The 18,877-nt window shown below is 70.7% G+C and carries 17 protein-coding genes and 5 tRNA genes; 9 read left to right on the plus strand and 13 right to left on the minus strand.

Annotated elements, in window-relative coordinates; genetic code table 11:
- Positions 1-98: 98 nt before the first annotated feature.
- Together cofC and KV205_RS14010 are read left to right on the plus strand one after the other, a co-directional pair.
- Complete coding sequence (gene cofC, locus KV205_RS14005; RefSeq protein WP_265864655.1) at positions 99-758, plus strand: 2-phospho-L-lactate guanylyltransferase; 660 nt, start codon at positions 99-101, stop codon at positions 756-758.
- Positions 759-816: 58 nt separating this feature from the next.
- Positions 817-1,020 (plus strand): hypothetical protein, encoded by a 204-nt coding sequence (locus KV205_RS14010; protein ID WP_265864656.1) that lies wholly within the window; start codon positions 817-819, stop codon positions 1,018-1,020.
- A 76-nt stretch (positions 1,021-1,096) separates the two neighbouring features.
- Here KV205_RS14010 and KV205_RS14015 read toward each other — a convergent pair whose 3' ends face one another.
- Entirely contained in the window at positions 1,097-1,768 is a 672-nt protein-coding gene (locus KV205_RS14015; RefSeq protein ID WP_265864657.1) for an HU family DNA-binding protein, read from the minus strand.
- Here KV205_RS14015 and KV205_RS14020 point away from each other — a divergent pair.
- Positions 1,691-1,864 carry a hypothetical protein gene (locus KV205_RS14020; protein WP_265864826.1) on the plus strand — a complete coding sequence of 58 codons (174 nt, stop codon included), beginning with the start codon at positions 1,691-1,693 and terminating at the stop codon, positions 1,862-1,864. The genes KV205_RS14015 and KV205_RS14020 overlap by 78 nt on opposite strands.
- A 47-nt stretch (positions 1,865-1,911) precedes the next feature.
- Here KV205_RS14020 and KV205_RS14025 read toward each other — a convergent pair whose 3' ends face one another.
- The 3 genes from KV205_RS14025 to leuC all read right to left on the minus strand — a co-directional run bounded on the left by KV205_RS14025 (position 1,912) and on the right by leuC (position 4,268).
- On the minus strand, positions 1,912-2,139 hold the full coding sequence (locus KV205_RS14025; RefSeq protein ID WP_265864658.1) for a hypothetical protein: 228 nt from the start codon (positions 2,137-2,139) through the stop codon (positions 1,912-1,914).
- Positions 2,140-2,243: 104 nt separating this feature from the next.
- The gene (gene leuD, locus KV205_RS14030) at positions 2,244-2,837 is read right to left on the minus strand and encodes a 3-isopropylmalate dehydratase small subunit (protein WP_265864659.1); all 594 of its coding nucleotides are present in this window, start codon (positions 2,835-2,837) and stop codon (positions 2,244-2,246) included.
- Positions 2,838-2,843: 6 nt separating this feature from the next.
- Entirely contained in the window at positions 2,844-4,268 is a 1,425-nt protein-coding gene (gene leuC / locus KV205_RS14035; RefSeq protein WP_265864660.1) for a 3-isopropylmalate dehydratase large subunit, read from the minus strand.
- 140 nt (positions 4,269-4,408) lie between these two features.
- On the opposite strand from leuC, the gene ndgR reads away from it, so the two are divergent.
- Positions 4,409-5,125, plus strand: coding sequence for an IclR family transcriptional regulator NdgR (gene ndgR, locus KV205_RS14040; RefSeq protein ID WP_005311436.1), 717 nt, complete (start codon positions 4,409-4,411; stop codon positions 5,123-5,125).
- 159 nt (positions 5,126-5,284) lie between these two features.
- Here ndgR and KV205_RS14045 read toward each other — a convergent pair.
- From KV205_RS14045 to KV205_RS14085, 9 genes are all read right to left on the minus strand, one after another.
- Positions 5,285-5,357 (minus strand) — tRNA-Glu (locus KV205_RS14045).
- Between the two features lie 28 nt (positions 5,358-5,385).
- Positions 5,386-5,457: transfer RNA gene (locus tag KV205_RS14050), tRNA-Gln, on the minus strand.
- Between the two features lie 20 nt (positions 5,458-5,477).
- Positions 5,478-5,550, minus strand: a tRNA-Glu gene (locus tag KV205_RS14055).
- Between the two features lie 86 nt (positions 5,551-5,636).
- A tRNA-Glu gene (locus KV205_RS14060) sits at positions 5,637-5,709 on the minus strand.
- 42 nt (positions 5,710-5,751) lie between these two features.
- Positions 5,752-5,823 (minus strand) — tRNA-Gln (locus KV205_RS14065).
- A gap of 96 nt (positions 5,824-5,919) precedes the next feature.
- Positions 5,920-6,642 (minus strand): HAD family hydrolase, encoded by a 723-nt coding sequence (locus tag KV205_RS14070; RefSeq protein ID WP_265864661.1) that lies wholly within the window; start codon positions 6,640-6,642, stop codon positions 5,920-5,922.
- Positions 6,643-6,704: 62 nt separating this feature from the next.
- The gene (gltX, locus tag KV205_RS14075; protein ID WP_265864662.1) at positions 6,705-8,180 is read right to left on the minus strand and encodes a glutamate--tRNA ligase; all 1,476 of its coding nucleotides are present in this window, start codon (positions 8,178-8,180) and stop codon (positions 6,705-6,707) included.
- The gene (locus KV205_RS14080; protein ID WP_265864663.1) at positions 8,173-8,967 is read right to left on the minus strand and encodes a fumarylacetoacetate hydrolase family protein; all 795 of its coding nucleotides are present in this window, start codon (positions 8,965-8,967) and stop codon (positions 8,173-8,175) included. The genes gltX and KV205_RS14080 overlap by 8 nt, the downstream gene beginning before the upstream one ends.
- A gap of 80 nt (positions 8,968-9,047) precedes the next feature.
- Positions 9,048-9,248, minus strand: a complete 201-nt coding sequence (locus tag KV205_RS14085) for a hypothetical protein (RefSeq protein ID WP_265864664.1) — start codon at positions 9,246-9,248, stop codon at positions 9,048-9,050.
- A gap of 582 nt (positions 9,249-9,830) precedes the next feature.
- Here KV205_RS14085 and KV205_RS14090 point away from each other — a divergent pair.
- The 5 genes from KV205_RS14090 to KV205_RS14110 all read left to right on the plus strand — a co-directional run bounded on the left by KV205_RS14090 (position 9,831) and on the right by KV205_RS14110 (position 18,873).
- A complete protein-coding gene (locus tag KV205_RS14090) occupies positions 9,831-13,661 on the plus strand; it encodes a nitrate- and nitrite sensing domain-containing protein (RefSeq protein WP_265864665.1) in 3,831 nt (1,276 codons plus the stop codon).
- 9 nt (positions 13,662-13,670) lie between these two features.
- The gene (locus KV205_RS14095) at positions 13,671-14,084 is read left to right on the plus strand and encodes a roadblock/LC7 domain-containing protein (RefSeq protein ID WP_265864815.1); all 414 of its coding nucleotides are present in this window, start codon (positions 13,671-13,673) and stop codon (positions 14,082-14,084) included.
- A gap of 198 nt (positions 14,085-14,282) precedes the next feature.
- A complete protein-coding gene (locus KV205_RS14100) occupies positions 14,283-14,690 on the plus strand; it encodes a DUF742 domain-containing protein (RefSeq protein WP_265864666.1) in 408 nt (135 codons plus the stop codon).
- Positions 14,671-15,258, plus strand: coding sequence for an ATP/GTP-binding protein (locus KV205_RS14105; RefSeq protein ID WP_265864667.1), 588 nt, complete (start codon positions 14,671-14,673; stop codon positions 15,256-15,258). The genes KV205_RS14100 and KV205_RS14105 overlap by 20 nt, the downstream gene beginning before the upstream one ends.
- A gap of 363 nt (positions 15,259-15,621) precedes the next feature.
- Positions 15,622-18,873 carry a nitrate- and nitrite sensing domain-containing protein gene (locus KV205_RS14110; protein WP_265864668.1) on the plus strand — a complete coding sequence of 1,084 codons (3,252 nt, stop codon included), beginning with the start codon at positions 15,622-15,624 and terminating at the stop codon, positions 18,871-18,873.
- Positions 18,874-18,877 lie beyond the last annotated feature (4 nt).

The following is an 18,877-nucleotide window of genomic DNA, read 5'->3' on the forward strand; positions in this document are numbered from 1 at the left end:
GCAAGGGGTCAAGTGTCACCCCCTGCTCCTGGCCTGTCGAGGACACCGTACGCCCCGGGGCTCGGGCGGTTCGCGCGGGCGGGACAGAATGGGGCGCGATGACGAGCCACGCCGAGCACGACACCGAGAACGACTGGTCGCTGGTGGTGCCCCTGAAGCCGCTGGCCCGCGCCAAGAGCCGCCTCGCACCCGCCGTGGGCGGGGCGCTGCGCGGCCGGCTCGCGCTCGCGTTCGCCGAGGACACGGTGGCGGCGGCCCTTTCCTGTCCGGCGGTACGGGATGTGGCGGTCGTCACGGACGACCCGGCGGCCGCGGCGGCGCTCGGCGCGCTGGGCGCCCGTATCGTCCCGGATCTCCCGGCCGCGGGCCTCAACGGCGCCCTCTCCCACGGCGCCCGCGCCGTCCGCGCCCTGCGCCCGGCCGCCCGGATCGCCGCCCTCAACGCCGACCTCCCGGCCCTCCGCCCCGCCGAGCTGGCCCAGGTCCTGGCGGTGGCCCGACAATTTCCCCGGGCTTTTCTCGCCGATGCCGCCGAAATAGGTACGACATTCCTCTCGGCGTCCCCGGGCGTCGAATTGGAACCCGCATTCGGAGGCCCTTCCCGCCGCCGCCATTTGTCCTCGGGCGCGGTGGAAATCCACCTCCCGGACGTCGATTCCGTCCGCCGCGACGTCGACACCGGCGACGACCTGGCGGCGGCGATGGCCCTGGGCGTGGGCCCGCGGACGGCGGCGCGGTGGGTGCGGGCGGCGGGGTAGGGCCGTCCTCGGGGCCGTCCTCCGGGGCGTCCTCGGGCCCGGCCGATAGGCTGGCCGTATGCAGGCGACCGCGTACACGTACGACCCCGAGACCCGCAGCGGCAGTGTGCTGCTCGACGACGGCACCCCGGTGGAGTTCGGGGGCGAGGCCTTCGAGGCCGGGGGGCTGCGGTTGTTGCGGCCGGGGCAGCGGGTGCGGATCGAGACGGAGGGCACCGGGAGTGCTCTGCGGATCACGCTGGTGACGCTGCAGACCTTCTAGGGGTCCATGAGGCGGACACGCCGCGGGCCGGGCTCCCCTGGGGGGAGCCCGGCCCGGCGTGTGAGCACCAGCCGTCCTACTTCTTCGCGGCGGTCTTCTTCGCGGTGGTCTTGCGCGCCGTCGTCTTCTTGGCGGGCGCCTTCTTCGCGGTGGCCTTCTTGGCCGGCGCGGTCTTCTTCGCGACGGTCTTCTTGGCCGCGGCGGTGGTCTTCTTCGCCGGGGTCGCCTTCTTCGCGGCAGCGGTGGTCTTCTTGGCGGCGGCCGTGGTCTTCTTGGCGACCGTCTTCTTGGCCGCGGCGGTGGTCTTCTTCGCCACGGTCTTCTTGGCCGGGGCCGCCTTCTTGGCGGCGGCCTTCTTGGCGGTGGTGGCCTTCTTGGCCGCCGCCTTCTTCACCGTCGCGGCGGCCGCGCCGCCGGTCAGGGAGCCCTTCGGGGCCTTCTTGACGGAGACCTCGCCGCCCTTGGGGAGCTTCTTCGAGCCGCTGACCAGGTCCTTGAAGCCCTGACCGGCACGGAAGCGCGGGACGGAGGTCTTCTTGACCCGGACGCGCTCACCCGTCTGCGGATTGCGGGCGTAGCGGGCCGGACGGTCGACCTTCTCGAACGAGCCGAAACCGGTGACCGAGACCCGGTCCCCGGAGACCACGGCGCGCACGATGGCGTCGAGCACGTGGTCGACGGCTTCGGCGGCCTGCTGGCGACCGCCCAACTTGTCGGCAATCGCTTCTACGAGCTGCGCCTTGTTCACGTCTTCCCCTTCGGAGACTTTGCCGGAACGAAAGTGTTCAAGCTTTTTCGCACGTTAGGCATGTATATACCGCAAATCAAACACGAAACGGGCTAATCACCCTTGTGCCGCAACGCGGTGGACGAGTTGCGGAGTTCCGGGTGTCAGTCGTCTTCAGGGAATCGACCCTCGTCGAGGTCCTTCATCAACCGGTCCAGACGCGTTGCCGCGTCCTTGAGATCGTGCTTCGCCGCGGCCGTGACGACCAGCAGCTTCCGGGACAGCGCCATCCTTACGCCCTCCGGGACTTGCAGTTCGCGCACCCTTGTGTGCGCTTCCTTCAATCGGGCGGCGACTGCCTCGTAGAGCTCGAGTTGGCTGTCGCGTTCCATGCACCGATTGTGCCATCTAGGGCGAGTTGTCGCCCGACAGGGTCTCAACAAGCGACTGCGCCCCCCACCGGACGGTGGGGGGCGCAGTACTGGAAAAGCGCTGCTCAGACGGTAATTGTACGGGGCTTGAAGGCCGGCCTCGCGGCCTCGTACGCCGCGATGTCCGCTTCGTTCTGAAGGGTGAGGCTGATGTCGTCCAGACCGTTCAGGAGCCGCCAGCGGGCGTTCTCGTCGAGCTCGAAGTCGGCGTCGATCCCGGCCGCGAGGACCTTGCGGGCCTCCAGGTCGACGGTGATCTCGGCGGTCGGGTCGGCCTCGGTCAGCTCCCACAGCGCGTCCACGGTCGCCTGCGGCAGGACCACCGTCAGCAGACCGTTCTTCAGCGAGTTGCCGCGGAAGATGTCGGCGAAGCGGCTGGAGATCACGGTCTTGAAGCCGTAGTTCTGCAGCGCCCAGACGGCGTGCTCGCGGGAGGAGCCGGTGCCGAAGTCGGGGCCGGCCACCAGGACCGTGGCGCCCTGCCGCTCGGGGCGGTTGAGGACGAACTGCTCGTCCTTGCGCCAGGCCTCGAAGAGGCCGTCCTCGAAGCCGTCGCGGGTGACCTTCTTGAGCCAGTGCGCGGGGATGATCTGGTCGGTGTCGACATTGCTGCGGCGCAGCGGAACGGCGCGGCCGGTGTGGCTGGTGAATGCTTCCATGGTTCCTCAGACCCCCGCGGTGGTGGCGACGTCGGACAGATCGGCCGGGGAGGCCAGGTGGCCCAGGACGGCGGTGGCGGCGGCGACCTGGGGGGAGACCAGGTGGGTGCGGCCGCCCTTGCCCTGCCGGCCCTCGAAGTTGCGGTTGGAGGTGGACGCGGAGCGCTCACCGGGGGCCAGTTGGTCGGGGTTCATGCCCAGACACATGGAGCAGCCCGCGTGCCGCCATTCGGCGCCGGCCTCCTTGAAGACCTTGTCCAGGCCCTCCTCGACGGCCTGCAGGGCGACCCGGACGGAGCCGGGGACGACCAGCATGCGGACGCCGTCGGCGACCTTGCGGCCCTCCAGGAGGGAGGCCGCGTTGCGCAGGTCCTCGATGCGGCCGTTGGTGCAGGAGCCTACGAAGACGGTGTCGACCCTGATGTCGCGCAGCGGCTGCCCGGCGGTCAACCCCATGTACTCCAGGGCCTTTTCGGCGGCGAGGCGCTCCGAAGCGTCTTCGTACGAAGCGGGGTCGGGGACGTGCGCCGAAAGCGGCGCGCCCTGGCCGGGGTTGGTGCCCCAGGTGACGAACGGCGCGAGCTCGGCGGCGTCGATGACGACCTCGGCGTCGAAGACGGCGTCCTCGTCGGTCTTCAGGGTCTTCCAGTACGCGACGGCGGCGTCCCAGTCCTCGCCCTCGGGGGCGTGGGCGCGGCCCTTCAGGTAGGCGAAGGTGGTCTCGTCGGGGGCGATCATGCCCGCGCGGGCGCCGGCCTCGATCGACATGTTGCAGATGGTCATCCGGGCCTCCATCGAGAGCTTCTCGATGGCGGAGCCGCGGTACTCCAGGACGTAGCCCTGGCCGCCGCCGGTGCCGATCCGGGCGATGATCGCCAGGATCAGGTCCTTGGCGGTGACGTCGGCGGGCAGCTCGCCGTCGACGGTGATGGCCATGGTCTTCGGGCGGGCCATCGGCAGCGTCTGGGTGGCGAGGACGTGCTCGACCTGGCTGGTGCCGATGCCGAACGCCAGCGCGCCGAAGGCGCCGTGCGTGGAGGTGTGCGAGTCGCCGCAGACCACGGTGGTGCCCGGCTGGGTCAGTCCCAGCTGCGGTCCCACCACGTGGACGACGCCCTGCTCGACGTCGCCCAGCGGGTGCAGCCGGACGCCGAACTCGGCGCAGTTCTTGCGGAGGGTCTCCAGCTGGGCGCGGGAGACCGGGTCGGCGATCGGCTTGTCGATGTCGAGGGTCGGGGTGTTGTGGTCCTCGGTGGCGATGGTGAGGTCGAGGCGCCGCACCTGCCGGCCGTTCTGGCGCAGGCCGTCGAAGGCCTGGGGGCTGGTCACCTCGTGCAGCAGGTGCAGATCGATGAAGAGGAGGTCGGGCTCGCCTTCGGCGCGCCGGACGACGTGGTCGTCCCAGACCTTCTCCGCGAGAGTCCTACCCATCGCTTTCCCTCCGGCCGGCGGCGTGCGCCGACACCACTAGAGATCGTTTCGCGGGCCGTCGTGCGGCCGCCTCACCAGAGTGACGCGTTCCTCGGAAAATTGAACTTGCGTTTCACAGAGTGAGACGCGAATATCGTTGCATGGACAACTCTAGCGGCGTAGGCGTTCTCGACAAGGCAGCCCTTGTCCTGAGCGCCCTGGAGTCCGGTCCGGCCACCCTCGCAGGACTGGTCGCGGCGACGGGACTCGCACGACCCACGGCCCACCGACTGGCCGTGGCACTGGAACACCACCGGATGGTGGCCCGCGACATGCAGGGCCGGTTCATCCTCGGACCGCGGCTGGCGGAGCTCGCCGCCGCGGCCGGCGAGGACCGGCTGCTCGCGACGGCCGGACCGGTGCTCACGCATCTGCGCGACGTGACCGGCGAGAGCGCCCAGCTCTACCGGCGCCAGGGCGACATGCGCATCTGCGTGGCGGCGGCCGAGCGGCTGTCCGGACTCCGGGACACCGTCCCGGTCGGTTCGACGCTCACGATGAAGGCCGGCTCGTCCGCGCAGATCCTGATGGCCTGGGAGGAGCCCGAGCGGCTGCACCGCGGCCTCCAGGGCGCCCGCTTCACGGCGACGGCCCTGTCGGGCGTACGGCGCCGCGGCTGGGCCCAGTCGATCGGCGAGCGGGAGCCGGGCGTCGCGTCCGTCTCCGCGCCCGTGCGCGGCCCCAGCAACCGCGTGGTGGCCGCCGTGTCGGTCTCCGGGCCGATCGAGCGCCTGACCCGCCACCCGGGCCGGATGCACGCCCAGGCGGTCATCGACGCCGCCGCGCGCCTGTCCGAGGCCCTGCGCCGCAACGGCTGATCCGCTTTCCCTCTGTTCAGCTGTACGCGCTTCATCTGTACGTGTCCGGCCCACCGCTCCAACGCCGCAGCGGTGGGCCGGAGTTGTGTCTGCCACAAGATCGTCCGTGGTGGAACGACGAAGAAGCCCTCCCCCGAAGGGAAGGGCTTCTTCTGTGCGTACCCCCGACCGGATTCGAACCGGCGCTACCGCCTTGAGAGGGCGGCGTGCTAGGCCGCTACACAACGGGGGCATGGATCCTGCGTCTCCGCAGATCCAAGCTGGTCTACCAGGACTCGAACCTAGACTAACTGAACCAGAATCAGTCGTGCTGCCAATTACACCATAGACCAAAGTGGTTTAGACCAACTCGTACCCCCGACCGGATTCGAACCGGCGCTACCGCCTTGAGAGGGCGGCGTGCTAGGCCGCTACACAACGGGGGCCCTAGCGATCCTCACCCGGCGTGAGCCGGGTGATGTCACCGCAGAGCCACCGGGAGCTACCCAAGTGATCCTGCGGGATGGATCTGTACCCCCGACCGGATTCGAACCGGCGCTACTGCCTTGAGAGGGCAGCGTGCTAGGCCGCTACACAACGGGGGCTTTGTGGATCTATTATCCACGGTTGCAGATGAGCTCTGCGAGCTGGCCTACCTGGACTCGAACCAAGACTAACTGAACCAGAATCAGTCGTGCTGCCAATTACACCATAGGCCACCGGGGCGCGATCCCATCGAGAGGGGATCTTGCTCTGGCTTGCGCTTCCGGGGCTTTCCGGCCTTTCGGCCCGTTCCCCTCGGCGCAGGAAGAACATTACCCGAAGGTGGACGGTGCTCCAAAACGCGTATCCGCGCGCAGCAGCGCCGGGAGCTGGCGGAGGCTCGTGATCCGCTTCAGTTCGGGCCGTCCGCCGGTGTCCGCGCGGTCCAGCCAGATGCCCGTCAGGCCGGCCCCGTCGGCGCCGCGCGCGTCGATGTCGGGGTGGTCCCCCACGTACGCGACCTCGCAGGGCCGCAGGCCGAGGGCGGTGCAGGCGGCGTGGAAGGCCTCCGGGGCCGGCTTGGCCACGCCGAGCTCCACGGCGCACACCACGGCCTCGAAGCGGTCCCGCACGCCGAGCGCGCGGAGCTTGTGGTCCTGGTTGTGCAGGCTGGAGTTGGAGAGGACCGCCTGACGGTAGTCGGCGGCCAGCAGGTCCAGGACGGGCACGGCGTCGGGGAACAGCGCCCAGGCCGCCTCGTAATGGACCACATAGCGCTCGAACCAGCCGTCGGCCTCCCCGGCGGTCAGCTCCGGCCGCCCGAGGAAGTCCCGGACCCTCCCCCGCCGCTGCTCCTGCCAGTCCCCGCCGCCCGCCTCGTAACGCCGCCAGTGCAGCTCCGTGAGCTCCTTCCAGCGCGCGAGGGCGTCCTCCACCGACCCGTACCGCCCGAGCAGCCCCTCGGCGGCGAGATGGGCGCGCATCCCCGCGCGGTCGGCGGCGGCGTAATCGAAGAGCGTGTCGTCGATGTCCCAGAGGACGGCGCGGATGGCCATGGAAACGACGGTACCCCCGTCCCGGGGCGGGACGGGGGTACTCCGGGCGGGCCCGGGGAGGGTCAGCCGGCGAGCTTCGCCAGGGCCGCGTCGATGCGGGCCAGGGTCTTCTCCTCGCCCAGGATCTGGAGGGACTCGAAGAGCGGGAGGCCGACCGTGCGGCCGGTGACGGCGACGCGGACCGGGGCCTGGGCCTTGCCGAGCTTGAGGCTGTGGGCCTCACCGGCGGCCAGGACCGCGTTCTTGAGCGACTCCGGGTCGTTCCAGTCGGCGGCCACGAGCTTCTCGCGGGCGGTGGTGAGGAGGGCGGCGGGCTCGCCCTTCATCGCCTTGTCCCAGGAGGGCTGGTCGAAGACCGGCTCCTTCAGGAAGAGGAAGTCGACGTTGGCCGTGATGTCCGACAGGACGGTCAGGCGGGTCTGCGCGTACGGCGCGATGGCCTCCCAGGCGGCCCGGTCGAAGTCCTCCGGGGCCCAGTTCGCGTGCGGGGCCCGCAGCCAGGGCTCGCAGGCCGCGGCGAAGTCCTTCACGTCCAGCATGCGGATGTGGTCCGCGTTGATGGACTCGGCCTTCTTGAGGTCGAAGCGGGCCGGGTTGGCGTTGACGTCCGCGATGTCGAACTTCTCGACCATCTCGGGGATGGTGAAGAGGTCCTGGTCGGCGGAGAAGGACCAGCCGAGGAGGGACAGGTAGTTCAGCAGGCCCTCGGGGAGGAAGCCGCGCTCCCGGTAGAGGTTGAGGGAGGCCTGCGGGTCGCGCTTGGAGAGCTTCTTGTTGCCCTCGCCCATCACGTACGGCAGGTGGCCGAAGTGCGGGATCTCCTTGGCGACGCCCAGCTCGATCAGCGCCTTGTAGAGCGCGATCTGGCGCGGGGTGGAGGAGAGCAGGTCCTCGCCGCGCAGGACGTGGGTGATCTCCATCAGGGCGTCGTCGACCGGGTTGACCAGGGTGTACAGCGGGGCGCCGTTGGCGCGCACGATGCCGTAGTCCGGGACGTTCTCCGGGGTGAAGGTGAGCTCGCCGCGGACCAGGTCGGTGAAGGTGATGGTCTCGTCGGGCATCCGGAAGCGGACGATGGCCTCGCGGCCCTCCGCCTTGTAGACCTCGACCTGCTCGGCGGTCAGCTCGCGGCAGTGGCCGTCGTAGCCGGAGGGCTTGCCGGCGGCGCGGGCGGCCTCGCGGCGGTCGTCCAGCTCGGTCTGGGTGCAGTAGCAGTGGTACGCGTAGCCGCCGGCGAGCAGCCGCTCGGCGACGTCCTTGTAGATGTCCATCCGCTGCGACTGGCGGTACGGCTCGTGCGGGCCGCCGGTCTCGGGGCCCTCGTCCCAGTCGAGGCCGAGCCACTTCAGCGAGTCGAGGAGCTGGTTGTACGACTCCTCGGAGTCGCGCGCAGCGTCGGTGTCCTCGATGCGGAAGACCATGGTGCCCTGGTTGTGCCGGGCGAAGGCCCAGTTGAAGAGGGCGGTGCGGACCAGGCCCACGTGGGGGTTGCCGGTCGGCGAGGGACAGAAACGGACGCGGATATTCGCGTTAGCCACGCTTGATCACCCTGTTGGTGAGAGTGCCGATGCCTTCGATGGTGACGGCGACCTCGTCGCCGACGTTGAGGGGGCCGACCCCGGCGGGGGTGCCGGTGAGGATGACGTCGCCCGGGAGCAGCGTCATGGCCTCGGAGATGTGGACGACCAGGTCCTCGATGGAGCGGATCATGTCGCTCGTACGACCCAGCTGACGCTGTTCGCCGTTGACCGTCGCCTGGACGGTGAGGTCGTTCGCGTCGGCGGTGCTCAGGCCGGTCTCGATCCAGGGGCCCAGCGGGCAGGAGGTGTCGAAGCCCTTGGCGCGGGCCCACTGGGACTCGCGCTTCTGGACGTCGCGCGCGGTGACGTCGTTGGCACAGGTGTAGCCGAAGACGACGTCCTGGACGCGCTCGCGGGGCACCTCGCGGCACATGCGGCCGATGACCACGGCCAGTTCGGCCTCGTGGTGCAGCTCGTGGGAGAAGGAGGGGTACTCGATGGCGTCGCCGGGGCCGATGACCGAGGTGGTGGGCTTGAAGAAGGCCACCGGGACCTCGGGGACCTCGTTGCCGAGTTCCTTGGCGTGCTCCGCGTAGTTGCGCCCGATGCCCACGACCTTGTTGGGGAGCACGGGCGGCAGGAGCCGGACCTTGCTCAGCGGGACCTTGGTGCCGCTGAGCTCGAAGTCGGTGTACGGGATGCCCTTGATGATGTCGAGGACCAGGCCGCCGGACTCGACGGTCCCCTCGCCCTCGACGGCTCCGAAGGCGACGTTGCCGTCGATGGAGAATCTGGCGATGCGCACGAGTGCTGTCGCCCCTCACTTGCTACTGGCTGGAGTCTGACGCTCCAGGCTAACGCGGCGAGGGGGCCTGTCCTGCGGGATTACTCGCCGGAGAGGTACGCCGGGACGTACGGGGCGGGCGGGACCATCAGGACCGTGCGGCGCGGGTTGGCGGTCGCGCCGGGGAGCGCGGCGGCGTACTCGGGCTGGGCTCCCCGGCCGAGCTCCTGCGCGTCCTCGAGGTGGGCGAGGGTGGAGCGGCGGGGGTTGGCCGTGGTGCGGAGTACGGACGTCGTGTTCATCGCGGTGTCGGACCCTTGTCTGCGTGGGGCGCGCCCGTAGGGGGCGCGTGGTACGGGATGCCCATTCTGTAAAGCGTCAGGCTAAACATGCAATTCCCTTCGAATGCATGGCGGATTCAACGAACTACGTGTGAGTTTGCTCACCACCACGGGAACAATCCGGGCATTACGCATCGCCATTCGAGGTAACCGAAACGGACATTCCTCCACTGAACGATTCATTCCGCTGCTGATCATCGCGACTGGGACACCCCCACCCCTCCGTCGCTTCGCCGGGTTTCGCCCGGTTCGTCCGTGATCATCTTCTACATGGGGTGACACCTCGTTCACACGTTGTCATGCCTGTCTCGGCACGCTCCACGGCCCTTGTTGGAGATCCGGCACTGTGCTGGAATTCCACGCACCGCCGCGGGCTTCAGGCCGGCGCGCAGGGGGCGCAACGCAGCGCCGGCCGAGTGGCGGGGAAGGGGGATCTGCGCCGGTCACCGACGACCACCACTGGGGCGCACCTGCGCCCCACGACGCCGACACCGTCCTCTCCGTTCACCCGGAAGGACGCCTGGTCCAGAGGTTGCGACGCTAGTGCAGGGACGTTTCAAGAGGGATGGCACGGGCTCTTCCCAGGCCCGCAAGGGCCGAGGGGAAGCTGCTGCGGAGCAGGAGCCGCGTGCCGGGACCCAGCACGGATCCCCGGCCCCGCACCCCCAGAACCAGGGGAAGACCCAGGGCAAGGCCCCGGGCAAGGGCGACTCCGGCGACGGCTCGGGCCGCGGCACCGCCGCGGACGCCGTGGCGGAGAGCGCACCGCTGCCCCGGCTGGCCGGCGACAACCAGGTCGGCCCGCGAATAGCCCTGCGCAACTGGCGCATCTCCACGCGCCTGGTCGCGCTGCTGACCCTCCCCGTGGTCGCGGCGACCAGCCTCGGCGGCATCCGCATCAACGAGTCCATGCAGGACATGGAGCAGCTGGATCAGATGCAGCTGCTCACCAGGTTGACCAAGGAAGCCACCAACTTCGCCGAGAAGCTGCAGCGGGAGCGCGACCTCTCCGCCGGTCCGCTGGCGAACGGCCGGTCGAGCGGCGACTACCAGGTCGCGAGCCCGCGCAAGGAGACCGACCGCGCGCACCGGGCCTTCCTCGACGCCACCAACGAGATCCCGGCGACCGACGACGACGAGTCGCTGCGCAGCATCCGGCAGAACGTCAGCCAGATCGCCTCGCAGGTCAGCTCGCTCGGCTCGATCCGCGCCACCGCGTACGAGAAGAACGTCGCCCACTCGGTGACGGTCGAGGCCTACAGCCGCCTCATCCGCTCGCTGCTCAGCCTGTCCCAGGACATGGCCCAGGCGACCAGCAACCCGGACATGATCAAGCGGACCCGCGCGCTCGCCGCGTTCTCGTCCGCCAAGGAGTACGCCTCCATCCAGCAGGCGATCATCGCCTCCGCGCTGCCCCCCAACGACAGCCGCGCCGGCAGCATCGCGCTCGGCGACCGTCTCTACGGCGACGCCGCGTTCACCAGCGAGGACGTCGAGCTCAAGTCCTTCAAGGCGATCTACGAGTCGACCGGCGGCGACGCCGAGGACCTCACCGCCTCCCTGGAGAGCGGCAACCCCTCGATCGAGGCCGCCAACAACTACACGCGCCGGATGCTGAAGGCGGACCGTCCGCTCGACATCAAGCGCGGTCACCTGAACTTCACCGACGAGTACGACACCAAGATGCGTGCGATGAAGACCATCGAGGCCACGCTGCTCGGCGAGATGGAGACCAAGGCGCGCGAGCTGCGGCAGGAGTCGCAGCGCGACGCCATCATCAACGGTGCGCTGATCCTCCTCGTCCTCGGCGTCTCCCTCGTCGGCGCCTTCGTCGTGGCCCGGTCCATGATCCGCTCGCTGCGCCGGCTCCAGGACACCGCGACCAAGGTCGCCCAGGAACGCCTGCCCGAGCTGGTCAAGCAGCTCTCCGAGTCCGACCCGCAGGACGTCGACACCTCCGTCGAGTCCGTCGGTGTGCACTCCCGGGACGAGATCGGCCAGGTGGCCGCGGCCTTCGACGACGTGCACCGCGAGGCGGTCCGCCTCGCCGCCGAGCAGGCCCTCCTCCGGGGCAACGTCAACGCGATGTTCACCAACCTCTCGCGCCGTTCCCAGGGCCTCATCCAGCGCCAGCTCTCGCTCATCTCCGAGCTGGAGTCCCGCGAGGCCGACCCGGACCAGCTGTCCTCGCTGTTCAAGCTCGACCACCTCGCGACCCGTATGCGCCGTAACGGCGAGAACCTCCTCGTCCTCGCGGGCGAGGAGCCGGGCCGCCGCTGGACCCGCCCGGTCCCGCTGGTCGACGTGCTCCGTGCCGCCGCCTCCGAGGTGGAGCAGTACGAGCGCATCGAACTGGCCGCGGTCCCGGCGACCGAGGTCGCCGGCCGGGTCGTCAACGACCTCGTGCACCTCCTCGCCGAGCTGCTCGAGAACGCCACCTCGTTCTCCTCGCCGCAGACCAAGGTCCGGGTCACCGGTCACGCGCTGCCCGACGGCCGGGTGCTCGTCGAGATCCACGACACCGGTATCGGCCTCTCCCCCGAGGACCTGGCCGCGATCAACGAGCGGCTCGCCTCGCCGCCCACCGTGGACGTCTCGGTCTCCCGCCGCATGGGTCTGTTCGTGGTCGGCCGGCTCTCCCTGCGCCACGGCATCCGGATCCAGCTGCGTCCGTCCGACTCGGGCGGCACCACCGCGCTCGTCATGCTCCCGGTCGACGTCGCCCACGGCGGCAAGAAGCCCGCGCCGAAGCCCGGCGCCGGCGGCCAGGGCGCGATGCCGCAGGGCCAGGGTGCCCCGGGCGGGCGCCTCGCCGGCGGTCAGGGCGCGGCCGGTGGCCCCGGCGCGCTCGGCGGCGGACGTCCGGGCGGTGCACCGTCGGCGCCCGGCGGCCGGCTCGGTGCCGGTGCGGCCCGTGGCGCGCTGCCCGCGCGCGACGGCGCCGGCCAGGGCCAGAACGGCCCGAGCGGCCAGAACTTCTTCCAGGAGCGCTCGCAGGCGCCCGCCCCGGCGCAGGCCCAGGCTCCGGCCCAGGACCCGGGTCCGCAGACCCAGCCGATGCCGCCGGTCCCGCAGGACGACCGGCGCCCGGCGCCCGGTGGTTTCGGCGGCGGCGCGCAGAGCGCCATCCCGTCCCGTACGGACGTGTGGGGCGGCCAGGGTCCGGCGAACGGGCAGCCCGCGCGCGGCCCGCAGGCCCCGCAGGCTCCCCAGCAGCCGCAGGCTCCGCAGGAGCCGCGTCCGGTCCAGGGCGGCTTCCCGCGGGCCGAGCTGCCCGGGGGCACGCCTCAGCCGCAGCACCCGGCCCGGCCGCAGTCCACCAGCTGGGGCAACGACCAGGCGCAGCCGGTCCGCCGGCCGCAGCAGGACATGACGCCGCTGGACGCGCCGCGCGGTCACGAGGAGCCGTTCGACGGTCCGGGCTCCACCGGCCAGTTCGCGCGCCCCGACTTCGGTGCGCCGCTGGGGGCACCTCCCGGGCCGCAAGGCCCAGGGGGACAGGCCCAGGCCCCGGCCCCGCAGCCGATGGCCCCGCAGGGCTACCAGGACCCGGCGTCCACGGCGCAGTTCCCGCGCCCGGACTTCGGCGCCCCGCAGCAGGCCCCGCAGCAGCAGCAGTACGGCCACCAGCCGTACGTACCGCAGGCGCAGGCTCCGCAGCAGGCGCCGCAGGCCCCGCGTCGGCGCACGGCGAACGAGCCGCAGCAGTCCCAGCAGCCGCAGCAGCCGCAGCTCCAGCAGCCGCGCCGCCCGGAGGCCCTGCCGCCGGCGCAGCACGCCGGTGACGGCCGTACCCCGCTGTACGACACGCTGGAGACCAACTGGTTCCACCAGGAGCAGGGCCAGGCCCAGGGCGGTCAGCCGCAGGGCCAGGGTCAGTACCAGGCTCCCGGGCAGCACCAGGCTCCGGCACAGGGCCGGCACTCCGGTCCGGCGCAGGACCAGGGTCAGGGCCAGTACCAGGCCCCGCGTCAGGCCCCGGCTCCGGCCGCTCCCTCCCAGGGCGCGCCGGACGTCGAGCGGACGATGCAGACCCCGGTGGTCCCGCAGTCCGAGGCGGGCCGGCCGAACGGCCCGGCCGCCTGGCGGACCTCGCCCAACGACGAGCTGGTGCGCCAGGCCGAGCGGGTGCGCAAGCCCGCCGCCGGCGGGGTCACCACCTCCGGGCTCCCGCGGCGCGTGCCGCGGGCCAACCTCGTGCCCGGGACCGCCCAGGAGCAGGCCACGCAGGCCGGCCCCCAGGTGTCCCGCGCACCCGACGACGTCCGCGGCCGGCTCACCAATCTGCGCCGCGGTATCCAGCAGGGCCGTCAGGCGGGCAACTCGACCACGGGTTCCTTCCATGTCGGTCCGACCCACCAGCAGGAGCGTTAGTTGAGCGCGATGAGCCAGGCGGCGCAGAATCTGAACTGGTTGATCACCAACTTCGTGGACAACACCCCCGGGGTGTCGCACACGGTGGTGGTCTCCGCCGACGGACTGCTCCTTGCCATGTCCGAAGGGTTCCCCCGCGACCGCGCCGACCAGCTTGCGGCGGTCGCGTCCGGACTGACCTCGCTGACCGCGGGCGCGTCCAGGATCTTCGAGGGCGGGCCCGTGGCACAGACCGTGGTGGAGATGGAGCGCGGCTTCCTCTTCATCATGTCGGTCTCCGACGGGTCCTCGATGGCCGTACTCGCCCACCCGGAGTGCGACATCGGCCTCGTGGGCTACGAGATGGCGCTGCTCGTCGACCGGGCGGGCAGCGTGCTGACCCCCGACCTGCGGGCCGAGCTCCAGGGCAGCCTGCTCCGCTAGCCGGGGCGCCGCCCGTCGAGCCCGGACCGCTCGAATCCGTACCCGAGACCGATCCGTACCCGAAACCGACACGCCCGCGGGCGGTGCGCCCCTCCGCACCGCCCCGGACCCGTTCACCGTCCGGCCGCCCCAAAGCACTCGGCCCCCCACCGGCCCCATCAGACGGCAGAAGGTTCTGCTGTCACGCCCGGAGGATTCATGACCCCGCCCCCCGCCTCTCACGATCCGTACGGCACATCGATAGACGAGCCGTACGGAGCGGAAGGCGACCAGCCGCTGGTCCGGCCGTACGCCATGACCGGCGGCCGGACCCGGCCGCGCTACCAGCTCGCCATCGAGGCGCTGGTCAGCACTACGGCCGACCCGGCGCATCTGGCCACCCTGCTGCCGGAGCACCAGCGGATCTGCCACCTCTGCCGTGAGGTCAAGTCGGTGGCCGAGGTGTCGGCGCTCCTGTCGATGCCGCTCGGCGTCGCCCGCATCCTCGTGGCCGACCTGGCCGAGGCGGGCATGGTGGCCATCCACCAGCCGGGCAACGGAGAGGCCGGCGGCACGCCGGACGTGACACTGCTCGAAAGGGTGCTCAGTGGACTTCGCAAGCTCTAGCGGCCCCGCCTCCGCGGCCCGTTCGACCACCAGCGCGAAGATCGTGGTGGCCGGCGGGTTCGGCGTGGGCAAGACCACGTTCGTGGGCGCCGTCTCCGAGATCAACCCGCTGCGGACCGAGGCGGTCATGACGTCCGCCTCGGCGGGCATCGACGACCTGACGCACACCGGTGGCAAGACGACCACCACCGTGGCGATGGACTTCGGCCGCATCACCCTGGACCAGGACCTGATCCTGTACCTGTTCGGTACGCCCGGTCAGGACCGCTTCTGGTTCATGTGGGACGACCTGGTGCGCGGTGCCATCGGCGCCGTGGTGCTCGTGGACACCCGGCGGCTCGCCGACTGCTTCCCGGCGGTCGACTACTTCGAGAACTCGGGCCTCCCCTTCGTCATCGCGCTCAACGGTTTCGACGGGCAGCAGCCCTACACGCCGGACGAGGTGCGCGAGGCGCTGCAGATCGGGCCGGACGCTCCCATCATCACGACCGATGCCCGCCACCGCGCGGACGCCAAGAGCGCGCTCATCACCCTCGTCGAGCACGCCCTCATGGCGCGGTTGAAGTAGTACACCGCAAGTAGAAGTCGATATACGTCAGTTGTCGTAGAGATTTTGGGGGCGGTCTGTGTCGTTGGACACGACCGCCCTTGACGGTTCCGCCGGTTCATAACGTTTCGAAAGAGAATTGCGGCGTCTCGGACACCCGACGCATCCGGCTGATGCCGCTGCGCTCACATGAGCCCCGCCTTTTGGCGGGGCTCGCTCTTTATGCCCGTTTTATCGGCGGCGCGAGCCGCGAAAACCGGGCGCTCCGCACTGTTTGGAGGGGACCCCCTTCACGTGCTGCAATTCATGAACTCCCGAGTAGTACGGCCCTGAACGAAACACCCGGCACAACACAGGTGCCGGCGCCGAGAGGTTGTTGGTCGAGTGAGGCGAAGCAAGGAAAGCTCCGCGGAGCAGCAGACGCGGGGCAACTTCACGCCGCCGTCGCGCGCGGCTATGCCGCCCGCGGACGAGCCCGTGGCGTCGCCGGCCCCGAGCCGCAAGGGCAGCACCAGCAAGCTGTCCCCGCGCAACTGGCGGGTGCCCACCAAGCTGAACGCGATCCTCCTCATACCCGTGCTCGTGGGCCTCGTCATGGGCGGCTTCCAGGTGAAGACGGCCATCGACACCTGGCAGGAGGCGCAGGACGCCGAGAAGACGGCGCTCATCGTGCGCGCCGCCTCGGACTACGGCCAGGCGCTGCTCAACGAGCGCGACCTCACCGCCGCCCCGCTCCTCACGGCGAAGTCGCCCGAGGACCGCGAGAGCGACGAGGTCACCCAGGCCTACGCCGCCACCGACGCCGCCAAGGCGAAGTTCGACGAGGCCGTCAAGAACATGCCGAGCGGGGACGGCCTGGAGCGCCGCCTGGGCCTGTTCCGCAACGCCGAGCCGAAGCTCGAGGAGCTCCGCAAGGTCGCGTACACCCGGTCCCAGGACCCGGTGACCACCCAGACCTCGTACACCGAGGTCCAGCACTACCTGATGGAGTTCTCCAACGAGCTCGGTCTGGGCACCGGCAACATCACCAGCTACGGCCGCACCGTCTACGCGATCCAGCTGTCGAAGGCCGCCGAGTCCCTGCAGCGCTCGATCGGCACCCAGCTGCTCGTCCGGCCCAGCCAGAAGGACGAGGTCTTCGCCCAGCAGTCGGTCGCCTTCAACTCGTACAACTACCTGGAGCAGATCGCCCTCGGCGAGTACCAGTCCGGCGGCACCCAGGCCGACGTGGACCGGCTGAAGGAGGTCTTCGCGGGCAAGTCCGCCGAGGGCGCCAAGAAGATGGCCCAGCTGGGCATCGAGCTGCCCAAGGGCACCGGCAAGGACCAGTCCGTCTACGCGGGCGTGGCCCAGGCCATCGGCGGTGCCAAGGACGCCGACGCGATCGCGGACCTGAAGAAGCAGGGCATCACGCCCGAGACCTGGATGGCCGTCGCCACCGCCAAGTTCGACGGCTACACCGAGGTCGAGAAGGAGCTCGTCGACAAGGCCGTGACCGAGGCCGCCGACATCTCCGGCGAGGCCCAGACCGACGCCTACGTCACCGGTGGCATCACCGTCGTCGCCCTGCTCGCCGCCTTCATCCTGGCCGGCCTCATGGCCCGCCAGATGAGCCGCTCGATGCGCGAGCTGCGCACCGCCGCCTTCGGCATCGCCGAGCAGCGTCTGCCGATGCTCGTCGACCAGCTCTCCCGGACCGAGCCCGGCCGGGTCGACACCCGGGTGCAGCCCATCCCGATCGACTCCACGGACGAGATCGGCGAGGTCGCCCGCGCCTTCGACCAGGTGCACCGCGAGGCCGTCCGGCTCGCCGCCGAGCAGGCCCTGCTCCGCGGCAACATCAACGCGATCTTCACCAACCTGTCGCAGCGCAACCAGTCGCTGATCGAGGGCCAGCTGGGCCTCATCACCGACCTGGAGAACAACGAGGCCGACCCGGACCAGCTGGAGAACCTCTTCCGCCTGGACCACCTGGCCACCCGTATGCGCCGCAACGGCGAGAACCTCCTGGTCCTCGCCGGCCAGGAGCCCGGCCGCCGCTGGGACCAGCCGGTCCCGCTGGTGGACGTCATGCGCGCCGCCGCCTCCGAGGTGGAGCAGTACGAGCGCATCGACATCGCCGGTGTCCCGGAGGCCGAGATCCACGGCCAGGCCGTGACCGACCTCGTGCACCTGCTCGCCGAGCTCCTGGAGAACGCCACCACGTTCTCCTCCCCGCAGACCAAGGTCCGGGTCACCGCGACCCGGCTGCCCGACGGCCGCGTGATGGTCGAGATCCACGACAAGGGCATCGGCCTCACCGCCGAGGACTTCGCGGACATCAACCACAAGCTGGCCAACCCGCCGACCGTGGACGCGGCCGTCTCCCAGCGCATGGGCCTCTTCGTGGTCGGCCGGCTCTCCGACCGCCACGGCATCCGGGTCCAGCTGCGCCCCTCGGGCGAGCAGGCCGGCACCACCTCGCTGGTCATGCTGCCGGACGCGATCACCCACGGTGGTGGTGGCGAGACCGCGCCGATGCAGGACGACTTCACCGTCTCGCAGATCATCCCGCAGCAGCAGGTCCAGACGGCCTTCGAGCCGCAGGCCCAGCCGATGCGCACCGCGGCCGAGCTCGGCTTCGACGACTCGCGCTACGAGCAGCCGGGCGACGAGCGCCAGCTCGACCCGGTCAACCGCTCGCTGATGCGCGAGGAGCGCCGGGCGGCCCTGGAGGCCCAGGTGCAGGGCGGCGAGCGCCCGCTGTTCCAGGACGAGATGGAATCCGGCGCGTCCGAACAGCAGACGTTCGTACAGCAGGAGCACGAGCAGGAGTACGCATCGGCCTACCCCGGTGAGTACCAGCAGGAGTACCAGCAGGACTACGCGCAGCCGGGGCAGCCGCAGGGCCAGGACGCCTACGGCTATGCCGAGCAGGGTTACGAGGGCTACCAGCAGTCCGCCGACGGCTACCCGGCTCAGGGCTATGCGGAAGCCGGGTACGACCAGGGCGCGACCGCTCAGCAGGGGTACGCGAACGGCTACGAACCCCAGGCCGACCAGGGCGGCTGGCCGCAGCAGCCCGGCTACGACCAGGGCTACGCACAGCAGTTCGGGACGGAATCGGAATCTGCCCAGGGCGCTCCCGAACAGGACCGTGACCGCGTAGGCTTCGACCGTCCGGGGAGTGGCCCCACTCCCACCCCGGACGCCGGCCACACGCTGACCGGTGCCGGGCTGCCGCGCCGCGGCAGCAGCGCCCCGCAGGCGCCGCAGACCCCGCAGGCGGGACAGTCCGAGCCGCCGGCCCAGCAGGTGCGGCAGGACAGCACGAGCACGGCACCCATGGACGCCGGCGGCTCCGACGACTGGCGCTCGGCCAACGACGAGCGCTGGCAGCGGGCCGAGAAGCTCCGCGACCCGAAGGCGGGCGGGGTCACCTCCTCCGGCCTTCCCCGACGGGTTCCCAAGGCCAATCTGGTCGAGGGAGCCGCGGAGCACACCCCGCAGGGCGGCCCACAGGTCTCCCGCGCACCCGAGGACGTCCGGGGCAGGTTGAGCAACCTGCGCCGCGGCATCCAGCAGGGACGCAGCGCGGGTACGGACACGAACGGATCGGGCCTCGGCCCGGGCAACACCTACAACCAGGAGCGTTAGTGTG

The sequence above is a fragment of the Streptomyces sp. SKN60 genome (assembly GCF_026236535.1).
Taxonomy (GTDB): domain Bacteria; phylum Actinomycetota; class Actinomycetes; order Streptomycetales; family Streptomycetaceae; genus Streptomyces.

Excerpts from the sequence above, each read along its gene's own strand:
- cofC (WP_265864655.1), top strand. The coding sequence starts at position 99 with ATGACGAGCCACGCCGAGCACGACACCGAGAACGACTGGTCGCTGGTG.
- KV205_RS14010 (WP_265864656.1), top strand. The coding sequence starts at position 817 with ATGCAGGCGACCGCGTACACGTACGACCCCGAGACCCGCAGCGGCAGT.
- KV205_RS14025 (WP_265864658.1), bottom strand. The coding sequence starts at position 2,139 with ATGGAACGCGACAGCCAACTCGAGCTCTACGAGGCAGTCGCCGCCCGA.
- leuD (WP_265864659.1), bottom strand. The coding sequence starts at position 2,837 with ATGGAAGCATTCACCAGCCACACCGGCCGCGCCGTTCCGCTGCGCCGC.
- leuC (WP_265864660.1), bottom strand. The coding sequence starts at position 4,268 with ATGGGTAGGACTCTCGCGGAGAAGGTCTGGGACGACCACGTCGTCCGG.
- ndgR (WP_005311436.1), top strand. The coding sequence starts at position 4,409 with ATGGACAACTCTAGCGGCGTAGGCGTTCTCGACAAGGCAGCCCTTGTC.
- KV205_RS14070 (WP_265864661.1), bottom strand. The coding sequence starts at position 6,642 with ATGGCCATCCGCGCCGTCCTCTGGGACATCGACGACACGCTCTTCGAT.
- KV205_RS14085 (WP_265864664.1), bottom strand. The coding sequence starts at position 9,248 with ATGAACACGACGTCCGTACTCCGCACCACGGCCAACCCCCGCCGCTCC.
- KV205_RS14095 (WP_265864815.1), top strand. The coding sequence starts at position 13,671 with ATGAGCCAGGCGGCGCAGAATCTGAACTGGTTGATCACCAACTTCGTG.
- KV205_RS14100 (WP_265864666.1), top strand. The coding sequence starts at position 14,283 with ATGACCCCGCCCCCCGCCTCTCACGATCCGTACGGCACATCGATAGAC.